Origin of the sequence: Ottowia beijingensis, from assembly GCF_013423955.1 — a bacterium.
Taxonomy (GTDB): Bacteria; Pseudomonadota; Gammaproteobacteria; order Burkholderiales; family Burkholderiaceae_C; genus Ottowia; species Ottowia beijingensis.
Genome location: NZ_JACCKX010000001.1, coordinates 334,263 through 354,258 on the forward strand (window position 1 = coordinate 334,263; position 19,996 = coordinate 354,258).

The window sequence follows — 19,996 nt, forward strand, 5'->3', positions numbered from 1 at the left end:
CGGACCGCATCCGTGGTGTGGGAGCGGGCTTGCCCGCGATCCAGCGTGGGTGGCGACGAGGCGCCTCATCGCGGGCAAGCCCGCTCCCACAACGCTGCCTGAGGCTGGTTACTGATCAGGCTTTTTGATGTTCTTGCGCTAACCGCGCCAGTAGTTGTTGGCCGCCGCCACGGTCTGAAAGTTGACGGCGATCACCTGCGATGCCGCCGTCAGCCCGTCGGCCGAGTTGGCGTACTCGGCCCGCAGCCTGTGCAGCACCTCGCCGTCGGGCTGCGTGTATTTCACGCCGCGTCGGCTCAGCGTGATCGCCAGCTCGAAGCCTTCCTGCGGCGTCGCGGTGATCAGTGATTTCAACCAGATGTCGCTCATCGTGACCTCCTGTGTGTGAGAGGCCATGATGGGCGCGATCCGATCCCATCAGCCCGGGCAAGGTCAATTGGTCAGGCTTCCATCAACCCGTGTTGACTGGGCCGCGCGCCGGCGCCACCACCATGCGCCCGTCACGCCCAGGGCGGAAAACCAAAGCGCAGAAAAAGGAGCGTGTTGACGCTGTAGGGCCTCGTCATGAGCGAGATGAGCAAGGCACCCATCAGCGACACCAGCAAGCCATGCAGCAAAGGACTCGTCTGCGCCAGCCGCGCGGCCCAATAGCCCGCGCCAAAAGGGCAGATCAACAGCGCAGCGTTGATCGCCAGGCTGAGCCACAGATTGTGGAAAGTGGTGGCGCCCGAAAGACTCGCAATCAGCATGCCTACGAGAAAGAAGAATCCGATGGGCAGCACATAGCCGCCGCACAGGCTGATGAGCAAAGCGCTGATGCGGAGGTCAGCCGGCATACGGGTTACCGAGACCGTTGCGCGTCCGAGCGCTTGGCGAGCAACCGCTCCAGCACCAGCGGCGCCACGTAGGGTGCCACGTCGCCGCCCAGCTGCGAGATTTCGCGGATCAGCGTGCTGCTGACGGCCTGCAGCGTGGCGGCGGGGGTCATGAAGATGGTTTCCACGTCGGGCGCCAGGTTGCGGTTCATGCCGGCCAGGCCGAATTCGAAGTCGAAGTCGGTCACGCCGCGCACGCCGCGCACCATCACCTTGCCGCCGCGATCGACCACGAAGTCGCGCACCAGGCCGTCGAAGGGCTCGACGCTCACATTGTCGTAGCGGCTGGCGGTGTCGCGCGCCAGCGCCAGCCGTTCGTCGAGCGTGAACAGCGTCTTCTTGTGGTGCGCCATGGCAACGGCGATGATGACCTGGTCGAACAGCCCGGCGGCGCGGCGCACGATGTCCTCGTGGCCCAGGGTGATGGGGTCGAACGTGCCGGGGTAGACGGCGATGACGTGGCGGCTCATGGGTGGTGTGTCTCCTGCGGACGTTGGCCTGGCCTGGTAGGAGCGGCGGAAGCCGCGAAGCAGCGCTTCGTCCGAAGAAACTGCCTGATCGCGGCTTCCGCCGCTCCTACATGAAAACCTGGGGGCGATTATGCGGAACGCCGCAGCAGGTGCGCGTGCACGGCGCCGGCCTTCAGGTGGCGGTGCAGGCGCAGGCCGCTTTCGGCCAGCGCGGCATCGTCCCAGGCTTGGGGCGCTTCGAGGTAGACGAAGCCATCGGCCCGCACGGTGCGCGCGGCGGCGGCCAGCGCGGGGGCGAACAGCGCGGCCGCGTCGAACGGCGGGTCGAGCAGCACCAGGTCGGCGCTGCCCGGCGCCTGCGCGTTCAGCGCCGCCACGCCGTCACCGAGCTGCACGCGCACGGCGTCGGCCTTCAGCTTGTCCTTCAAGCCCCGCAGGCCGGCGGCGAGTGCCGCGTCCTGCTCCACCATCAGCACCTCGGCGGCGCCGCGCGAGGCGGCCTCGAAGCCCAGCGCGCCGGTGCCGGCAAAGACGTCAATCACCTGCCAGCCGCCCAGGTCCTGCCCCAGCCAGTTGAACAGCGTCTCGCGCACGCGGTCGGGCGTGGGGCGCAGGCCGGGGCGATCGGCCACGGGCAGGCGCGTGCGGCGCCATTGGCCGCCGATGATGCGCACCTCTTGCGGCAGCGGCGCCGTGCGGCGGGGCGTGGATGGGGCTGGGCGGCGGGGCATGGGGCGATTGTGACCGCCGCCGCGCCCATGGCCTGGCGTTGCCGGGCCTGACCTGGGTCAAGCAATGGCATCATGCGGCGCACTGTCTTTGCCCCGGATGGCGCGGCGTGGATTACGCTAAGCACACACACGAACCCTTGGAGACCCCGATGAGCCAGGCGCCCACCTCCTGTCGATACCGACGAGCCGCTGAACAACTTCTCGCAGTGCCACGCCGGTATCGTGCGGCACCTGGACACGTTCGGCGAACTGCCCGCGCTGCTGGCGCCGGCGCAGCGCGCGCGCGAGGTGGCCGAAGACATCGTCAAGTTCTTCCGCGCGGCGGCGTTCGAGCACCACGAGGAGGAGGAGCGCGAGCTGTTCCCCGCCGTGCTGGGCAGCAGCGCGCCGGGCGAGGAGCGCGCGCTGGTGAAGCAGATGATCGACGCGCTGACGCGCGAGCACCGCGACATCGAGAAGCAGTGGAACGCGCTGGAGCCGCAGCTGAAGAAGGTGGCCAAGGGCCAGGCGGTGGACATCGACCCGCAGGCCATCGCCAGCCTGGTGGCGCAGTACAAGGCGCACGCGCGCTTCGAGGAACTGGAGTTCCTGCCACTGTCCGAGAAGATCCTGGGCCGCAACAGCGACCACATGGCGGCGCTGGGCTTGTCGCTGCACATGCGGCACCAGCCAATATTCTTGGGGCACATTTAACCCCCTGAGCCGCTTGCGCGGCTTCCCCGAGGGGACAACGCTGGTGGCCGGGGAGACCCCGGCCACGGCGTTCTGGCGCGGCCTGCTCCGCGGCCATCGGATGTGGGGGCGGCGCTTGCTGCGCAGCGCCTTGGGGCCGGGGCCGGGGCCGGGGCCGCGGCTTCGGTGCTTGTTGGTCAAGCAAAGCACGTGGGCATGAACCCTGACCTCCCTCTCCACCCGAAGGGGAGAGGGCCAGGGTGAGGGCGATGCCGCAGGCATCGTGACGGCGCCGGCTTCAGGCGATGCGCTGCCGCCCTCACCCCAACCCTCTCCCGCAAGCGGGAGAGGGAGCCCTGCGCCGCCGCTTCGGGCGCCTGGCTGTCCCATCCACCGCTCCTGCGCTGTGTGGAGCGGCCTTGGCCGCGATGGCGCGTCTGGAAGGCCATGGCCATCATATACTCCCCATGTGCCAACCCGACAGCGCCCGAACGACAGGCGCTGAAGGCACATACTCCCCAACACCTGCTGATGGATGCGTCGTGCCCGCAGCGCGGGCGCGCACCCTTCACTGCCCGCCCACGACCACCGTCACCATCTTCTGCGGCTGCAGCACGCGCTGGAAGGCGGTCTTGATCTGGTCGGCCGTCACGGCATCCACGCGCTGGGTCCAGTGCTCCAGGTAGTCCAGCGGCAGGTTGTTCCAGGCGATGTTGGCCACGTTGTCGAGCAGCTTGCGGTTGCCGTCCAGCCGCAGCGGAAAGCCGCCGATCAGGTTGTCCTTGGCGGCCTGCAGTTCGTCCGCGGTGGGGCCGTTGGCCACGAAGTCGGCGATGACTTTCTGCGCCACGCCCAGCGCCTCGGCCGCCTGGTCGGGGCGCGTCTGCAGGCCAGCAGTGAAGGCGCCCGCGTGCAGGCCGGGGGCAAAGTAGCTGTAGACGCTGTAACTCAGGCCGCGCTTCTCGCGCACCTGCGTCATCAGGCGCGAGGTGAAGCCGCCACCACCCAGGATGTGGTTGCCCACCAGCAGCGCGAAGAAGTCCGGATCACTGCGCTTGTAGCCCGGCTGGCCGATGAGCACGTGCGACTGTGCCGAAGCGAACGGGATTCGCTCGTCCTTGGCCGCCGCCAGCGGCGCCACCTCGGGCACGGCGGGCAACGGCGCGCAGTCGCCGCCCTGCGGCAGGCGCGACAGCAATTGCGTCACAAGCTGGTCGGCCTGCGCCCGTGTGACGGCGCCGACCAGGCTGACTTTGGCACGGCAGGGGCGGATGAAGTCGGCATAGCGCGCGCGCATGTCGGCCACGCCGATGCGGGCCAGCGACTCGGGCGTGGTCTCGTAGCCGTAGGGGTGGCTGCCGTACACCGCCGCGCTGTAGGCCAGGCCGGCGATGGTGCCGGGGCGCGTGCGCGATTCCTTGATGGCGGCCGACAGGCGCTGGCGCTCGCGCTGCCACACGTCGTCGGGCCAGGCCGGCTCGCCCAGCTCGCGCGCGGCCAGCGCCACCGACTTCTGCAGCAGATCAGGGTCGGTCAGCGTGCGCAGCTGAAAGCTCATGCGGTCGTTGCCGGCGCTGCCGCCGAAGGCAGCGCCCAGGTCGGCCCAGGCCTCACCCAGCGCGTTCTCGTCCAGCGCCGGCTGGCCGTCGCGCGCGGCCACGCCCTTGCCGGCCATCAGCGCGGTCACGCTGGCCAGGCCCGCCTGTTCGGCCGGGTCGCGCCGGCTGCCGGCATCGAAGTCGACCTGCACGTCCAGCATCGGGATCACCGGGCTTTCGACCAGCCACACCTGCGCGCCGCTGGGCTGAGTCCAGTGCTGGATGGGGATGGCGGCGACGGCGGGGTGCAGCATGAACAAGCCTGCGGCGCCTGCCAACACGGCGCTGAAAGCTCTCTTTTTGTAGGAGCGGGCTTGCCCGCGATGGGGTGTTGATTGGCACCGAAGCGCTGCATCGCGGGCAAGCCCGCTCCCACAGGGTCAAGGTGTTTTTGGCCTCTGGCGACCGTCCAGCAAGCGCGAGCAGCTATTTTTTCAGAGTATTCATGAGATCACTTGATGAGACCCCTCTCCCGCCGGCGGGAGAGGGTTGGGGTGAGGTCATGGTTGCCAGCAGGCGAAGCGGTCCCTCACCCCTGCCCTCTCCCCAGAGGGGCGAGGGAGAAACAACCGGGAACGAAAGGCTCAATGCCGCGCATCCAGCGGCGCCACACGCGGCCTGGCATTCGGATCGCGCGGCTGCGGCAGCAGCGTGGCCACCGTGAGCTGGTCGTCGCCGAAGTACTTCTGCGCCACGGCCTGCACCTGCGCCGCCGTCACGCCGCGCAGGCGTTCGATCAGTTGCGCATCGGCGTCCAGCGGCAGGCCCTGGATCCAGTAGTGGCCCAGCTCCTGCGCCTGGCCCATCACGCTGTCGCGCTTGTAGACCTCGCTGGCCACCCACTGCGTCTTCACGCGGTTCAGTTCGGCCTCGCTCACGCCCTCCTTGGCGATGCGCGCCACCTGCTCGCGCAGCGCGGCCTCGACCTGCGCGGCCGTCTTGCCCGCCGCCGGCACGCCGACCAGGCTGAAGGTCTGCGGCCCACGGCCCAGCAGGCCGTTGCCGGCGCTGGCGCTGTCGGCCACGCGGTCGGGCCCTTGCGTCAGCGCACGGTCGAGCCGCGCGCCACTGTAGCCGTCCAGCACGGCCGACAGCACGGTCAGCGCCAGCGCGTCGTCGTTGTCGGGCGAGGGCTGCAGGCTGGTCATCTGCGGCACGCGGAAGGCCAGCGCCACCAGCGCCTGTTCGGCCGGGGCCTTCACGTCGATGCGGCGCAGGCCGCGCTGCTCGGGCTCGGGCCGCGGCTTGCGCGTGGGCACGGCGTGGGTCTTGATGCCGCCGTAGTGCTGCTTCGCCAGCGCCAGCACCTGCTGCGGATCGACATCGCCCACCACCACCACGGCGGCGTTGGCCGGGGTGTACCAGCGCTGGAAGAAGGCGCGCGCGTCCTGCGCCGTCAGAGATTCCAGGTCGCCCATCCAGCCGATCACCGGGCGCCGATACGGCGAGGCGATGAAGGTGGTGGCGCGCAGCTGCTCGAACATCAGGGCGCGCGGGTTGTCCTCGGTGCGCGAGCGGCGCTCTTCCTTCACCACCTCCAGCTCCTTGGCGAACTCCTCGTCGCTGTAGCGGCTGTGCGCGAAGCGGTTGGCCTCCAGCGCCATCACGTCGCCCAGGCGGTTGGCAGGCACCTGCTGGTAATAGCCGGTGTAGTCCATGCTGGTGAAGGCGTTCTCGCGCCCGCCCAGCGCGGCCACGCGGCGCGAGAACTCGCCGGGCTGCAGCTTGTCGGTGCCCTTGAACATCATGTGCTCCAGCACGTGGGCCACGCCGCTGGCGCCGTCCACCTCGTCCATCGAGCCGACGCGCACCCACAGCATGTGCACCGCGGTGGGCGCGCGGCGGTCGGGCTTGACGATCACCGTGAGGCCGTTGGCCAGCTTGAATTGGCTGACCGGGCTGGCAGCGGCTGCCGGCGGAGCCAGTTGTTGTGACAGCGCGGCGGACGCAAAGAGGCGCTGGCGACCAGCAGCAGCGCAGAAAGAGAAGGTTTGAAATGCATGACCGCAGACAGAGTCGGGGGTGGAAATTCGTTCCTTGAAGGTGCGAGTGTGCCTGAGCGCGCCAGGGCGCCGATTCTGACGCTTTTACGGCGCCAGCGCTTGCCTATCAAGCGCGGGCAGCTATCGATTCAATAGTCAACAGGCATGCGCGACAATCGATCGCATGACCGCTTCTACCTCCCCCAAGACCGCCGAACCCCGCCTCACCTCGCTCAGCCACGGCGGTGGTTGCGGCTGCAAGATCGCACCGGGCGTGTTGTCCAGCATCCTGCGCGGCACCACGCAAATGCCGGTGCCGCCGGAGTTGCTGGTCGGCATCGAAACCGCGGACGACGCCGCCGTTTACAAGCTCAACGACAGCCAGGCGCTGGTGGCGACCACCGATTTCTTCATGCCCATCGTCGACGACCCGTTCGACTTTGGCCGCATCGCCGCCACCAACGCGCTCAGCGACGTGTACGCCATGGGCGGCACGCCCATCATGGCGCTGGCCGTGGTGGGCATGCCGATCAACGTGCTGTCGGTCGAGACGATTGGCAGGATTCTGGAAGGCGGCGCCAGCGTGTGCCGCGCGGCGGGCATCCCGATTGCGGGCGGCCACACCATCGACTCGGTCGAGCCCATCTACGGCCTGGTGGCGCTGGGCCTGGTGCACCCCGACCGCGTGAAGAAAAACAGCGCCGCGCAGGTGGGTGACGTGCTGGTGCTGGGCAAGCCGCTGGGCGTGGGCGTGTATTCGGCCGCGCTGAAAAAGGGCGAGCTGAACGCCGAGGGCTACGCGCAGATGATCGCCAGCACCACGCGCCTGAACACCGCCGGCCCCGATCTGGCGCAACTGCCCGGCGTGCACGCCATCACCGACGTCACCGGCTTCGCCCTGGCCGGCCACGCGCTGGAGCTGGCGCGCGGCGCCGGCGTCACGGTGCAGATCGACTGGCCCGCCGTGCCCCTGCTGCCCGGCGTGCGCGAGCTGGCCGCGCGCGGCATCGTCACCGGTGCCAGCGGGCGCAACTGGGCGGCCTATGGCGACGAAGTCTCGTTGCCGGCCGGCTTTTCGGACACCGAACGCGCCCTGCTGACCGACCCGCAGACCAGCGGCGGCCTGCTGGTGGCGTGCGCGCCGGATGCAGTGGATGCGGTGCGGGCCACCTTCCAGCGCCAGGGGTTTGGGCGAGCGGCGGTGGTGGGGCGCGTCGAGGCGCGGGGCACCGCGCCGCTGGTGGTGCGCGACGCGGCCTCGGGCTGACCCGAACGCCGCGTGATCCCGGCCCGAGGCCGGCGCCGCGCGCCAGCCCGCTCGTTCGATTCGATGGATTTTCAGCGTCGGCGCTGAACGTGCAGCCGGCGCGCAGCCATCAGGAACAGGCCCAGTGCCAGTGCCAGCAGAGCGTACTGCGACAGCGTCGGGACCGGCTGAACCACCGGCGCGCCGCCTGCGGCTGGTACGCCGATGGCCCCGGGGTCGACGATGGTGCCGTTGGCCGCCAGGTCGTTGTCACCCAGTCCGCCATCGGTGATCGTGAACGTCACCTGGTTGCCGCTCACCGTCGCCGGGATGGTGTAGTAGTGGTCGGTCGCATTGCCGGCCTCCTTGCCGTACTTGTAGTACTGCGCCCCGGCCGGGATGGCATTGGGATAGGTCACGGTAATGGTCACCCCACCGCTGGCGGCCGGGCAGCTGGCGGCCGTGAACTGGAAGAAGCCATGCGGGAAGCTGACGCCCGCGGGCGGTGCCGCCGGATCGGCCACGAAGCCGCTGCCACCGGTCACGAAGCCGCAGGCCGGGCCGCCACCGACGAGCGTGGCCGTGGCCGTGCCGGTTCCGGTGCTGGTGGGTCCCGTGATTGCCGTCACGACGCAGGAGACCGCCACATTGGTGACGTTGGCCGCCCCCACCGTGCCCGAACCGTTGGTGACCGTGCAGGTCTGGCCCACCGGCTGCGTGCCCACGGTCACGCTGTAGGCGGCGCCGCCGGCCAGCGCCGTCGGGAACGTGAAACTGCCATTGGCGTTGCGCGTGATTGCGTCGCCACCGTTGTTGAGCAGCCCGACCGATTTGCCCGCGCCCAAGCCGCTCACCGTGCCGCCGATCGTGTAGGTGGCCGGCGGGTTATTGGCGCAGTTGACGGCCACATTGGTGACGTTGGCCGAGCCAACCGTGCCCGAACCGTTGGTGACCGTGCAGGTCTGGCCCGCCGGCTGCGTGCCCACGGTCACGCTGTAGGCGGCGCCGCTGGCCAGCGCAGTCGGGAACGTGAAGCCGCCATTGGCGTTGCGTGTGATTGCGTCGCCACCGTTGTTGAGCAGCCCGACCGATTTGCCCGCGCCCAAGCCGCTCACCGTGCCGCCGATCGTGTAGGTGGCCGGCGGGTTATTGGCGCAGTTGACGGCCACATTGGTGACGTTGGCCGAGCCAACCGCGCCCGAACCGTTGGTGACCGTGCAGGTCTGGCCCGCCGGCTGCGTGCCCACGGTCACGCTGTAGGCGGCGCCGCTGGCCAGCGCAGTCGGGAACGTGAAGCTGCCATTGGCGTTGCGCGTGATTGCGTCGCCACCGTTGTTGAGCAGCCCGACCGAAAGGCCCGCGCCCAGGCCCGACACAGTGCCGCCAATGGTGTAGTTCGTCGCAAACGAAGGCACCATGACAATGCCCACGCCCGAGTCGCGGTCCCAACCTGCAGCTTCAATGTCGAGCGCCGTGGCGTTCATGGCCGCCAGGATTTGCGCCCGGGTCAGCGCCGGATTGTTGCCCTTGATCAGCGCCGCAATGGCGGCCGCCGTGGGCGCTGCGGCCGAAGTGCCACAGAACGGGATGAACCCCGGGGTGGTGGTCGTGCCGCAGTCAGCCGCCGCCATGTCCACCTTGTTCAGGGTGGTGCCGCCATTGGTGCCGAACAGGAAATTGCCGGGCGTGATGGCCGTGCCGTTGGGTTGGTAGAACATCTTGCGCGGACCGTCCGAGCTGTAGGTGGTCACCGGGTTGGCCGCACCCCCGTGAACGCGCCGCCGCCGGCCGTGGCGACATTGACCGCCGCCACCGTCACCGCGCTGGCTGCGGCGTTGTGGCCGAAGGTGCTGCCTGCGGTCGCAATGGCCGGGGCCAGCCGGGCGCGGTTCGTGTCCAGCCGGATGGCGCGCGCCACGCCGGAGTACTTGACCACGTACAGCCGTGAGCCGACCGGGAACGAGCCGGATGCAAACTCGAAGGGGTCTTGCGTTCCGCTCTGGACACTGGCGCTGGAGCCGATGATCGTCGTCCCGGCCGCGTTCGTGACGATCAGGTCGTAGTCATTGGCGGACGCGCCGAGGGCGTCGCTCCATTTCAGCGAAACGCGGCGAGTGCCTGAGGGCACCGCCGTGAGCGTGGTGTAGTTGGCGGCGCCGAACGCGTGCAGTTGAATCGGCACCCCCGCACCATAAAAATTTTGAATCACCGCCGGAATGGCGTTGGGGCTGGCCACGAAGTCGCCTTCGTAGGTTCCGGACTCGCTGCGCGTCAGATGGCCCGAATTGGCCGCCGAGGAAAAATACAGCACGCCGCTCGCCGTGACGGTGTTGACCGCCTGCGCGATCGGCCCGTCCTGGAACGCGCCCTCGTTGAAATACGTGACGTCATCGACAATGATGTCGCAGTTGTAGGGCGCTGCGGCCAGGCTCTGGATGTTGGTGGCCATCGACGCCACGCCGCCAAAGCCGGTAGCGAAGTAGAGCGACGCGCCGGGCGCCATGTCGTACACGATCTCGAGCATGGCAGTGCCTTCGTCGCCCGAGCCGGCCTGGCCTGGAACGACGGTGACGCCGGCGGGCAGATCGCCGGTGCCTTGGCGCGCCGCCAGCGTGTTGACTCCATCCGACAGTACACATACCTTGGCCCCCGCGCCGGTGTGGCCGCCGGCGTGGGCCACATTGGCCTTGTGCGCGGTCACGCCCTCCCAGGTCGCGCTACCGACATTGGTCGCGGCACCGGGGGCCAGGCTTTTAGGCGCTCCTGGTACGCCTTCAGCTCCTTTGGGCTGAGTTCGTACCGGTTGGTGGTGGCCAGTTCGCGCGGGCCAACCGTCTGCACGTCGGCCCGGTTGGCGATGTCGGTGATGGCCGACACCGGCACGCGCGCGGTGATGGTGCGATACGTGGGGTATTCCGACACGTCCGTACCGCCCTGCGCCTTGATGAAGGCCGTGAGGTCGGGCGTCACGTCGGCCTTGATGACCACGATCATGGTGTCGTCCGGCGCGACGTTGTCCCGGGCGAAGTCCTGAGTTGCGGCGGGCAAGCCCTTCAGGCGCCCCGACTTGAGCTGACCCGCCTTGTCGGCGCGCGTGAGCCCAACCAGCGCCGAGTCCATCTTCCGCTCGGCCGGCGTCCAGCTGGACTTGTCGCCAAAGGCCGGCTGCGCCCATGCGCCGATCGACGCGACGCCCAGCACCACGGCCAAGCCCAACGCCCGCGTCAAGCCCATGAAATTGAATTTGTTCCCCACCATGCCCACTCCTTCACGTTGTCGCAATTCGCAAATGTAATAATTTGCTCAAGCCAAAGCAAATGAAATCAACGCCGCAACGAATCGGGGTAGCCAGATAGCCACATGTCAAATGCGGCAGTCTCTTGCATCGGCGCTGGCATCCTGCGCAGACCCGCGCCTTACGGCGTTGCTGGGCGTGTCCTTAAAATTCGGGGCAATGTTCAGTTTTTCCGCCGCAAGAAGGCCGCCGACCCGGCGCTGCCAATCCTCTCCGATGCCGATCCAGCCCCACCGGCCGATCCCGGGGTGCCGGCCACGCCGCCACCCGCGGGCAGGACAGAGGCACCAGTGGCGGCGATGCCGACAGCGCCCGAGGTGATTCCTGAATTGATAGCTGGGCGCGCTTTGCCTGCGAGCCCAGAACCCCAGTTTCACCCCGAGACAGCGCCCGAACCCATCGCCTCCCCTCGCGCGGCGGTTGGCTCGATCGCCTGAAAAACGGCCTGAAGAAAACCGGCAACAGCATCACCACGGTGTTCACCGGCACCCAGATCGATGACGCGCTGTACGAAGAGCTGGAAACCGCCCTGCTGCTGGCCGATGCCGGCGTGCCGGCGACCGAGTTCCTGCTGAATGACTTGCGCCGCCGCGTGAAGGAAGCGCGCGCCACCGACCCGGCACAGGTCAAGACCCTGCTGCAGGACGCCATCGCCGACATGCTGGCGCCGCTGGAAAAGACGCTGGTGGTGGGCGTGTACCACCCCACCGTGATCATGGTGGCCGGCGTCAACGGCGCCGGCAAGACCACCAGCATCGGCAAGCTGACCAAGCACTTCGCCGATGCCGGTGCCAGCGTGCTGCTGGCAGCGGCCGACACCTTCCGCGCCGCGGCGCGCGAGCAGCTGGCCGTGTGGGCCGACCGCAACCAGGTCGAGATCATCAGCCAGCAGGGCGCCGACCCGTCGGCCGTGAGCTTCGACGCCGTGGGTGCCGGCCGCGCGCGCCGCAAGGACGTGGTGCTGGTCGACACCGCCGGCCGCCTGCCGACGCAGAAGCACCTGATGGAAGAGCTGACCAAGATCCGCCGCGTGGTGACCAAGGCCGACATCACCGCCCCGCACGAAGTGCTGCTGGTGATCGACGGCAACACCGGGCAGAACGCGCTGGCGCAGGTCAAGGCCTTCGACGAGGCGGTGCAGCTCACCGGGCTGGTGGTCACCAAGCTCGACGGCACCGCCAAGGGCGGCGTGCTGTGCGCTATCGCGCGCGAAAAGCCGATCCCCGTGTATTTCGTCGGCGTGGGCGAGCGGCTGGAAGATCTGCAGACCTTCAAGGCGCGCGAATTCGCGCAGGCGCTGGTCGGGTGACGGCAATCGGTATCCAACCGCAAGGTTTGCAACAACAAAATCCGATGGCCGCGGAGCAGGCCACCCCAGAAACGCCGTGGAGCGGGCTTGTACCGGCCACTGGCGTTGTCCCCTGGAGGGGAAGGCGCCGAAGGCGACGCAGGGTGAGCCCCATTCACTCGATACACTCCCCGCATGACCGTGAATCCCTCCCGGAAACACTTGGTGCTGCTCGGCGCCGGGCGCGCCCACCTGCAAGTCCTGAAGTCGTTCGCCCGCCAGGGCACGGGCGACATGAACGTCACCCTGGTGGCGCCGCACCCCTACTACATCGAACCGGCCATGCTGCCGGGCCATGTGTCGGGCGACTACGCACTGGAAGACCTGCGCGTGCCGCTGGACAACCTGGTGGAGGCCAGCGGTGCGCACTTCGTGCCGGCGCACGTGATCTCGCTCGACCCGGCCGGCCGCCGCGTGCAGCTGTCCAGCGGCGACGCCGTGCCCTACGACGTGCTGTCAATCAATGTCGAGCCGGTCGTCGACCGCGACGCCATCGAGGCCGCCATGCCCGGTGCGCGCCGCAACGCGCTGTTCACCCGCCCGCTGGAGACCTTCGTGCAGCTGTGGCCGCAGTTGCAGGCGCTGGCGCGCGAGCGCGCGCTGCAGGTGGCCGTGGTGGGCGACAGCGTGCCCGCCATCGAACTGGCCATGGCCGTGGCGCATGCGCTGGCGGCGCCGCACGGCAGCCGCGTCACCCTGGTGGCGGGCGAATCGCCCCTGCTGGCCGACCAGACGCCCGCGCTGCAGCGCCGTGTGCTGGCACGCCTGAAGGCGCTCAACATCACCGTGCTGCAAGACCCGTGCATCGGCATGGACGGCCGCGCGCTGCAACTGGCCAGTGGCGCCACGCTGCTGTGCGACGCGCCGCTGCTGGCCACCGGCGCCGGCGCGCCTGGCTGGCTGCTGCAGGCCGGCCTGCAGGCCGACGAGCACGGTCAGCCGCTGGTCAACGAGCGCCTGCAGAGCGACAGCCACCGCCAGGTGTTCGTGGTGCCCGACGAGGCGCCGCCCGAGGTCGGCCCGGTGCTCGAGGCCAACCTGCGCACCGCCATCTCCGGCGGCGCCTTCAAGAAAGCACCACTGGATCTGTCGCGCCTGAAGGTGGTCGGTTGCGGCGACGGCCGCGCCATCGCCGTATGGGGCCCGCTGAGCCTGGAAGGCCGCGAGGTCTGGCAATGGAAGGACCGGCGCGACCGGCGGCAACTGGCGGCCCTGTTCGGGCCCTGACGCGCGTCCGCGCCTGCGGATTCGGCTGAGCCGTCATACTCATCATTTCGATAGCTGCTCGCGCCTGCTACACAATGATTTCAGATTGATTTGATGCTGAAATCCTTATTTACCGAGCGTGCGCAGCTATCATTTTGCATTAATCCTCAGCGCCAGCCGGCCCCAGACCCCAGCTTTGAACGCATGGGAAAACCCTGAGCTTTCCGTCACAAGCATGAACTATACTGCGTCCGAACAGGCAATTTAGTTCATATCGCCACCCCAGTCTGCCGCGCCTCGCAGCGTACTTTCAGGGTAAGCCGGGGTTGCGATCTGGGCGTCCTGTTTCACAATTGCCGCCATTACTTGACACCTAAAGGAGTTTCGACATGACAGCTCAAGCCCGCGGTCTCAGCCGCCGTCTGATGCTTTCCCGCAGCGCCGCCGTCGTCGGCGCCAGCTCGGCCGGCCTGCTGCTGCCCGAGATCGTGCGTGCGCAGGGCAACAAGCTGAAGGTCGGCTTCATGCTGCCCTACACCGGCACCTTCGCGCAGCTGGGCGTGGCCATCGAGAACGGCGTGCGCATGGCCATCGCCGAGAAGGGCGGCAAGCTGGGCGGGCGCGAGATCGAGTGGGTCAAGGTGGACGACGAGTCCGAGCCGTCCAAGGGCGTGGAGAACGCCAACAAGCTGGTGCAGCGCGACAAGGTGGACGTGCTGATCGGCACCGTGCACTCGGGCGTGCAGATGGGCATCCAGCGCGTGGCGCGCGAGTCGGGCGTGCTGAACATCATCCCCAACGCCGGCGTGCACGCCGCCACCCGCGCGCTGTGCGCGCCCAACGTGTTCCGCACCAGCTTCACCAACAGCCAGCCCACCAGCGCGCTGGGCAAGCCCATGATGGACAAGGGCCTGAAGCGCGCGGTGTGGATCACCTGGAAGTACGCCGCCGGCGACGAGGCCTTCGAGGGCTTCAAGGACAGCTACACCAAGGCGGGCGGCACCATCGTCAAGGAACTGGGCCTGCCCTTCCCCAACGTCGAGCCCAGGCGCTGCTGACCGAGATCGCCAGCCTGAAGCCCGACGCCGTGGCCTGCTTCTTCGCCGGCGCCGGCGCCGCCAAGTTCATGCGCGACTACGCCGCGGCCGGCCTGCAGGGCAAGATTCCGCTGTGGGGCTCCGGCTTCCTGACCGAGGGCGTGATCCAGGCCGCCGGCCCGGCCGCCGAGGGCGTGATGACCACCATGCACTACGCCGACTCGCTGGACACGCCGCGCAACAACCAGTTCCGCGCCGCCTATGCCGGCCAGTTCAAGCTGCAGCCCGACGTGTACGCGGTGCAGGGCTACGACGCCGGCCAGTTGCTGCTGCGCGGCGCCGACGCGGTCAAGGGCGACCTGTCGAACAAGGCCGCGCTGTACAAGGCCATGGAAACGGCCGTCATCGACAGCCCGCGCGGCAAGTGGACCATGAGCCGTGCCCACAACCCGGTGCAGGACATGTACCTGCGCGTGGTCGAAAAGGGCGACAACAAGGTGCTGGGCGTGGCGCAGAAGGCGGTGGCTGATTCGGCCGCCGGGTGCAAGCTGGGTTGAACCCCCTGAGGCGCTGACGCGCCTTCCCCTTTGCTGCGCAAGGGGACGACACCAGTGGCCGGCGCAGGTCCGGCCACGGTGCCACTTGCATGGCCTGCTCCGCGGCCTTCTGAACGCTTGCTCCGTCATACGCGTCGGGTAAAAAAGTCCGTCGCCTTTCTCTTTCTTCTCGCCGTGGACTTCGCCAACTTCCTCATCCAGACGCTGAACAGCGTGCAGTACGGGCTGCTGCTGTTCATGCTGGCCGCCGGCCTGACGCTGATCTTCGGCATCATGGGCGTGGTCAACCTCGCGCACGGCAGCTTCTACATGCTGGGCGCCTACCTGGCGTTCGCGCTGTCGTCGCAGCTCGGCAGCTTCACCGCCGCCATCCTGGTGGGCACCGCGCTGTCGGTCGTGTTCGGCCTGGTGCTGGAACGCCTGCTGTTCCGCCACTTCTACCACCGCGACCACCTCGACCAGGTGCTGCTCACCTTCGGGCTGATCTACATCTTCGAAGAAGCACGCTCGCTGCTGTGGGGCGACGACGTGCACGGCGTGGCGGTGCCGCCGCTGCTGACCGGCTCGGTGCCGCTGACCGAAACCCTGTCCTACCCGCACTACCGTCTGTTCATGATGGCGGTGTGCGTGCTGCTGGCCATCGGCCTGTACCTGCTGATCAACAAGACGCGCCTGGGGATGAAGATCCGCGCCGGCGCCTTCAACCGCGACATGACCGAGTCGCTGGGCATCAACATCAAGCTGATCCACGCCGTGGTGTTCGCCATCGGCGTGGCGCTGGCCACGGTGGCCGGCATGATCGCCGCGCCCATCTCCAGCGTCTACCCCGGCATGGGTTCGTCGGTGCTGATCATGTGCTTCGTGGTGGTGGTGATCGGCGGCATCGGCTCGGTGCGCGGCGCGCTGATCGCGGCGCTGCTGGTGGGCTTTGTCGACACCTTCGGCAAGGTGCTGCTGCCGCAGGTGGCGGGCATGCTGGTCTACATGCTGATGGCGGCGGTGCTGCTGTGGAAACCTGAAGGGTTGTTCAAGCAATGAAACGTGCCCCCACGCTCCCCACTTCGTGTGGTTCGCTGCCCCAGCGCGCAGGCTTGCAACGCGCTCCACGGTTGCGTGGGGCCTTCGCCACCTTCGGGCGGCCGGGCGGTGGCTCATGAGCGCCCCCAAGTCCAACCTCGAAGCGCTGCCGCGCAGCATCCAGTTCGTGCTGCTGCTCGGTTTCGTCGCGCTGGCTGCGTTTCCCTTCGTCGGCAGCGAGTTCTACCAGCAGATGGTGGCGCGCATGATGATCCTGGCCATCTTCGCCATGAGCCTCGATCTGCTGCAGGGCGTCACCGGCCTGGTGTCGCTGGGGCACGCGGCCTACTTTGGCCTGGGCGGCTACGCGCTGGCGCTGATGTCGTCCGACAACGGCCCGGTGAGCCTGTGGTGGACACTGCCCGCCGCCGTGGCGGTGGCTGGCCTGTTCGCCCTGGTCATCGGCTTCTTCGTGGTGCGCACGCGCGGCATCTACTTCATCATGGTGACGATGGCGTTCGCCCAGATGCTGTTCTTCCTGGTGTTCGACAACAAGGAGCTGAACTTCCTCGGCCTGCTGCCGCTCAGGCTGGGCGGCTCCGACGGCGTGTACATCAACTTCAAGCCCGACGCCGCCCTGTTCGACCTGGAGAACAAGAAGGTCTTCTACTACTTCGTGCTGGCCTGCCTGGTGCTGGTGTACGTGTTCCTGCGCCGCCTGCTGTGGAGCCCCTTCGGCCGCGCGCTGGCCGGTATCCGCGTGAACGAGCACCGCATGCGTGCCGTGGGCTTCGGGTCTTTCAGCTACAAGCTCACCGCCTTCACGCTGGCCGGCGCGCTGGCCGGGCTGGCGGGCTACCTGTGGGGCGCGCAGACGGGCTTCGTGAACCCCGAACTGATGGGCTTTCACATGAGCGCGCACGCCATCATGATGGTCATCCTGGGCGGCATGGGCAACTTTGCCGGGGCCATCGTCGGCGCCTTCGCGTTCGAGTTCATGCTGGAGCTGTTCAAGGACCTGCCCACCGTCGGCGGCTTCCGCCTGGGCAAGCACTGGCAGCTGTGGATGGGCCTGTTCATCGTGGCCGTGATCATCTTCGCGCCGCGCGGCCTGCTGGGCCTGATGGAGCGCTTTGGCCGCAAGGGAGCAGACCATGAGTGAGGTCCTGCTTTCCGCGAAGAACCTGACCAAGCGCTTCGGCGGCCTCGCCGCCGTCAACGACGTCTCGGTCGATCTGTGGCGCGACCGCATCCACGTCGTCATCGGCCCCAACGGCGCCGGCAAGTCCACCCTGACCAACCTGCTCTCGGGCGATCTGCCGCCCACCAGCGGCAGCATCACGCTGGGCACGCACGACATCACCAGCGCGGCGCCCGAGCAGATCTCGCGCCGCGGCCTGGGCCGCAGCTACCAGAAGACCAACATCTTTCTGCCCTTCACGGTGTGGGAGAACGTGCGCCTGGCCGCGCAGTCGCGTGCGGCGCAGCAGCCCTTCAACCCGGTGCGCTGGCTGCAGAGCGCGCGCCATGACGCCGCCGTGAACGAGCGCGCAGAGAAGGCGCTGGAACTGGCCGGCCTGACCGCCCGGCGCGACTTCATCGCCGGTGCCGCCAGCCACGGCGAGCAGCGCCAGCTCGAGATCGCCATGACGCTGGCCACCGACCCGCAGGTGCTGCTGCTCGACGAGCCGCTGGCCGGCATGGGCGTGGCCGAGGCCGAAAGCATGGTCGAGTTGCTGCTGCGCCTGAAGCCCCACCACGCCATGATGCTGGTCGAGCACGACATCGACGCCATCTTCGCGCTGGCCGACCACCTGACGGTGATGGTCAACGGCACGGTGATCGCCAGCGGCGAACCAGCTGCCATCCGCGCCGACCGCGGCGTGCAGGCGGCTTATCTTGGGAGGAACACTGACATGGCGACGCATGCCAACGCCAACCGCCAGGACGATCCCAACAATCCGCTGGCGCCGCGCTCGCACAACACCGCGCCGACCACGCGCCACGGGCACGACCCCGACCTGCTGATCCACGCCATCGACCTGCACACCTACTACGGCGCCAGCCACATCCTGAAGGGCGTCAACTTCCAGGTGCGGCGCGGCGAAACCATCGGCCTGATGGGCCGCAACGGCATGGGCAAGAGCACGCTGCTGAAGTCCATCATGGGCCTGGTCAAGCCCGGCGCGGCGGCGTGCTGGTGATGGGCAAGCCGATGACCGGCCGCCCGCCCTACGAGATCGCACAGCTCGGCGTGGCCTACGTGCCCGAGGGGCGCGGCATCTTCGGCAATCTGAGCGTGGTCGAGAACCTGAAGATGGCCGCCCGCCCCGGCACGCGCGGCCAGCGCGACTGGACCTACGAGCGCGTGCTGGAGACCTTCCCGCGCCTGCAGGAGCGCCTGGGCCATGGCGGCCAGCAGCTGTCGGGTGGCGAGCAGCAGATGCTGACCATCGGCCGCGCGCTGATGACCAACCCCGACGTGCTGATCCTCGACGAGGCCACCGAGGGCCTGGCCCCGCTGATCGCGCGCGAGATCTGGCGCATCTGCGACGTCATCCGCGCAAGCGGCATCAGCAGCATCATCGTCGACAAGAACTGGAAGCACGTGACGCAGGTGACCGACCGCAACGTCATCCTGGTCAAGGGCGAGGTGGTGTTCGAGGGCACGTCGGATGCGCTGCGCGCGCAGCCTGAATTGCTGACACAGCATCTGGGCGTTTGAAGAGGCTGATCGTTCGGCGCCCCGCGTTGCGTGAACAGGGTTGTGGGAGCGGGCTTGCCCACGATGCAGCGCCTGCTGCCATCGACACGCTGATAGCGGCCAAGGCCGCTCCGACAAGCGCCTCGCCCCACGAGCCCATAAGAGAAATCGGCATTCGACGCCCTGCTGTCAAGCGCTGACAGCTATTGCATTCATAGCAGCTGCCGAATTTCCCCAGCGGCTTCGCGCAAGCGCGGCAGGATCTCGCCGGCCAGCGCCGCATCGTTCAACCGCCCCGGTGCCAGCACCACATTCAGCGCCGCCACCGTCTGCCCCTGTCGCGTGCGCAGCGGCACCGCCACCGCATGCACGCCCAGTTCGTGCTCGTCGGCGGCCACGCAGTAATCCTGCTCGGCCACCTGGGCCAGCAGCGCGCGGAAGGCGCGCGGCGCCGTCACGGTGTGGGCGGTGAGGCGGCGCAGCTCACGCCCCTTCAGCCACGCCGCCAGATCGGCGCGCGGCAACGCCGCCAGCAGCACGCGACCGGTGGAGGTGGCGTGCGCCGGCAATCGTGCGCCCAAGTGGCGCCCGTAGGCGAGCATCGGGTTCACCGGCGCCAGGCCGGCGCTGCGCGCCACGATGACGACTTCGTCGCCATCCAGCACCGCGGCCGAGTACACGTCCTGCGTCTCGGCGGCCAGACGGTTGAGCGTCGGCTGGATCACGCGGGGCAGCCGCGCCGAAGCCAGGTAGGCGCCCGAAAAGCGCAGCACGCGCGGGCTGAGCCAGAACTGGCCGTCCTCCGTCTCCAGATAGCCCAGGTGCGCCAGCGTCAGCAGGTGGCGCCGTGCGGCGGCGCGTGTCAGGCCAGCGCGCTCGGCCGCCTGCGTGGTGTTCAGGCGCTGGCGCTCGGTGCCGAAGCACTCCAGCACGGCCAGGCCCTTGGCCAGTCCGGCCACGTAGTCGGCGTGGGCGATGGGCATGGGGAGGTCTCCGTTTCCTGCGTTCCAGTTGTGGGAGCGGGCTGGCCCGCGATGAAGTGCTTGCTGCCGGCGAGACGCCCGTCGCGGGCAGGCCCGCTCCCACACAAAGCGCCGCCACAGGCAACTGCTTGTACGATGATCGCACACCCTGTTCGATCATCGCGCATCGCTGCGCCGTCCACGCTGGATGCGTGGAGGCCGCTGCCCTATGCTTGAAGGCTGTCACCCGCCCAGCGGCCCCGCCGGGGTTGCGCCCAATACAAGAGGAGATCGAT

The 19,996-nt window shown here is 68.4% G+C and carries 15 protein-coding genes and 4 pseudogenes; 9 read left to right on the top strand and 10 right to left on the bottom strand.

The annotated features are described in order from the left end of the window. Positions 1-138: 138 nt before the first annotated feature. The 4 genes from H0I39_RS01665 to rsmD all read right to left on the bottom strand — a co-directional run bounded on the left by H0I39_RS01665 (position 139) and on the right by rsmD (position 2,076). Complete coding sequence (locus tag H0I39_RS01665; RefSeq protein ID WP_180549345.1) at positions 139-369, bottom strand: hexameric tyrosine-coordinated heme protein; 231 nt, start codon at positions 367-369, stop codon at positions 139-141. Between the two features lie 131 nt (positions 370-500). Continuing rightward, complete coding sequence (locus H0I39_RS01670; RefSeq protein WP_180549346.1) at positions 501-809, bottom strand: hypothetical protein; 309 nt, start codon at positions 807-809, stop codon at positions 501-503. A 32-nt stretch (positions 810-841) separates the two neighbouring features. After that, on the bottom strand, positions 842-1,345 hold the full coding sequence (coaD, locus tag H0I39_RS01675) for a pantetheine-phosphate adenylyltransferase (RefSeq protein ID WP_180549347.1): 504 nt from the start codon (positions 1,343-1,345) through the stop codon (positions 842-844). 128 nt (positions 1,346-1,473) lie between these two features. Next, on the bottom strand, positions 1,474-2,076 hold the full coding sequence (gene rsmD, locus H0I39_RS01680) for a 16S rRNA (guanine(966)-N(2))-methyltransferase RsmD (protein ID WP_180549348.1): 603 nt from the start codon (positions 2,074-2,076) through the stop codon (positions 1,474-1,476). A 189-nt stretch (positions 2,077-2,265) separates the two neighbouring features. Here rsmD and H0I39_RS01685 point away from each other — a divergent pair, with 189 nt between their 5' ends. Further along, the gene (locus H0I39_RS01685; RefSeq protein ID WP_180551646.1) at positions 2,266-2,769 is read left to right on the top strand and encodes a hemerythrin domain-containing protein; all 504 of its coding nucleotides are present in this window, start codon (positions 2,266-2,268) and stop codon (positions 2,767-2,769) included. A 547-nt stretch (positions 2,770-3,316) separates the two neighbouring features. On the opposite strand, the gene H0I39_RS01690 is transcribed toward H0I39_RS01685, so the two are convergent. Continuing rightward, positions 3,317-4,600: a M16 family metallopeptidase gene (locus H0I39_RS01690; protein ID WP_180549349.1), complete on the bottom strand. Its 1,284-nt coding sequence runs from the start codon at positions 4,598-4,600 to the stop codon at positions 3,317-3,319. A gap of 330 nt (positions 4,601-4,930) precedes the next feature. Then, the gene (locus tag H0I39_RS01695) at positions 4,931-6,283 is read right to left on the bottom strand and encodes a M16 family metallopeptidase (protein WP_257645928.1); all 1,353 of its coding nucleotides are present in this window, start codon (positions 6,281-6,283) and stop codon (positions 4,931-4,933) included. Positions 6,284-6,512: 229 nt separating this feature from the next. Between H0I39_RS01695 and selD the strand changes: the two genes are divergently transcribed. Continuing rightward, a complete protein-coding gene (gene selD / locus H0I39_RS01700) occupies positions 6,513-7,595 on the top strand; it encodes a selenide, water dikinase SelD (protein ID WP_180549350.1) in 1,083 nt (360 codons plus the stop codon). A gap of 71 nt (positions 7,596-7,666) precedes the next feature. On the opposite strand, the gene H0I39_RS01705 is transcribed toward selD, so the two are convergent. From H0I39_RS01705 to H0I39_RS01715, 3 genes are read right to left on the bottom strand one after another with little or no spacing between them, the layout of a single operon-like run. Continuing rightward, positions 7,667-9,325 carry an IPTL-CTERM sorting domain-containing protein gene (locus H0I39_RS01705; protein WP_180549351.1) on the bottom strand — a complete coding sequence of 553 codons (1,659 nt, stop codon included), beginning with the start codon at positions 9,323-9,325 and terminating at the stop codon, positions 7,667-7,669. Further along, on the bottom strand, positions 9,322-10,275 hold the full coding sequence (locus H0I39_RS01710; RefSeq protein ID WP_180549352.1) for a S8/S53 family peptidase: 954 nt from the start codon (positions 10,273-10,275) through the stop codon (positions 9,322-9,324). Before H0I39_RS01710 ends, H0I39_RS01705 begins: the two co-directional genes overlap by 4 nt. Continuing rightward, positions 10,272-10,832 (bottom strand): hypothetical protein, encoded by a 561-nt coding sequence (locus H0I39_RS01715; RefSeq protein WP_180549353.1) that lies wholly within the window; start codon positions 10,830-10,832, stop codon positions 10,272-10,274. Before H0I39_RS01715 ends, H0I39_RS01710 begins: the two co-directional genes overlap by 4 nt. A gap of 102 nt (positions 10,833-10,934) precedes the next feature. Between H0I39_RS01715 and ftsY the strand changes: the two are divergent. The 7 genes and pseudogenes from ftsY to H0I39_RS01750 all read left to right on the top strand — a co-directional run bounded on the left by ftsY (position 10,935) and on the right by H0I39_RS01750 (position 18,759). Beyond that, positions 10,935-12,178: pseudogene (gene ftsY, locus H0I39_RS01720) on the top strand (signal recognition particle-docking protein FtsY). Positions 12,179-12,352: 174 nt separating this feature from the next. Further along, positions 12,353-13,444 (top strand): NAD(P)/FAD-dependent oxidoreductase, encoded by a 1,092-nt coding sequence (locus H0I39_RS01725; protein WP_180549354.1) that lies wholly within the window; start codon positions 12,353-12,355, stop codon positions 13,442-13,444. A 368-nt stretch (positions 13,445-13,812) separates the two neighbouring features. Next, positions 13,813-15,017, top strand: a pseudogene (locus H0I39_RS01730) (ABC transporter substrate-binding protein). A gap of 174 nt (positions 15,018-15,191) precedes the next feature. Next, positions 15,192-16,055 (top strand): branched-chain amino acid ABC transporter permease, encoded by an 864-nt coding sequence (locus H0I39_RS01735; protein ID WP_180549355.1) that lies wholly within the window; start codon positions 15,192-15,194, stop codon positions 16,053-16,055. A gap of 115 nt (positions 16,056-16,170) precedes the next feature. After that, complete coding sequence (locus tag H0I39_RS01740; RefSeq protein ID WP_180549356.1) at positions 16,171-17,196, top strand: branched-chain amino acid ABC transporter permease; 1,026 nt, start codon at positions 16,171-16,173, stop codon at positions 17,194-17,196. After that, positions 17,189-17,938: pseudogene (locus tag H0I39_RS01745) on the top strand (ABC transporter ATP-binding protein); the annotation flags it as partial. The gene H0I39_RS01740 and the pseudogene H0I39_RS01745, both read left to right, overlap by 8 nt. Before the next feature lie 117 nt (positions 17,939-18,055). After that, positions 18,056-18,759 (top strand): annotated as a pseudogene (locus tag H0I39_RS01750) (ABC transporter ATP-binding protein). Positions 18,760-18,950: 191 nt separating this feature from the next. Here the strand turns inward: H0I39_RS01750 and H0I39_RS01755 are convergent. Further along, complete coding sequence (locus tag H0I39_RS01755) at positions 18,951-19,721, bottom strand: IclR family transcriptional regulator domain-containing protein (RefSeq protein WP_180549357.1); 771 nt, start codon at positions 19,719-19,721, stop codon at positions 18,951-18,953. Between the last annotated feature and the right edge of the window lie 275 nt (positions 19,722-19,996).

Excerpts from the sequence above, each read along its gene's own strand:
- selD (WP_180549350.1), top strand. The coding sequence starts at position 6,513 with ATGACCGCTTCTACCTCCCCCAAGACCGCCGAACCCCGCCTCACCTCG.
- H0I39_RS01725 (WP_180549354.1), top strand. The coding sequence starts at position 12,353 with ATGACCGTGAATCCCTCCCGGAAACACTTGGTGCTGCTCGGCGCCGGG.
- H0I39_RS01740 (WP_180549356.1), top strand. The coding sequence starts at position 16,171 with ATGAGCGCCCCCAAGTCCAACCTCGAAGCGCTGCCGCGCAGCATCCAG.
- rsmD (WP_180549348.1), bottom strand. The coding sequence starts at position 2,076 with ATGCCCCGCCGCCCAGCCCCATCCACGCCCCGCCGCACGGCGCCGCTG.
- coaD (WP_180549347.1), bottom strand. The coding sequence starts at position 1,345 with ATGAGCCGCCACGTCATCGCCGTCTACCCCGGCACGTTCGACCCCATC.
- H0I39_RS01715 (WP_180549353.1), bottom strand. The coding sequence starts at position 10,832 with ATGGTGGGGAACAAATTCAATTTCATGGGCTTGACGCGGGCGTTGGGC.
- H0I39_RS01755 (WP_180549357.1), bottom strand. The coding sequence starts at position 19,721 with ATGCCCATCGCCCACGCCGACTACGTGGCCGGACTGGCCAAGGGCCTG.
- H0I39_RS01665 (WP_180549345.1), bottom strand. The coding sequence starts at position 369 with ATGAGCGACATCTGGTTGAAATCACTGATCACCGCGACGCCGCAGGAA.
- H0I39_RS01690 (WP_180549349.1), bottom strand. The coding sequence starts at position 4,600 with ATGCTGCACCCCGCCGTCGCCGCCATCCCCATCCAGCACTGGACTCAG.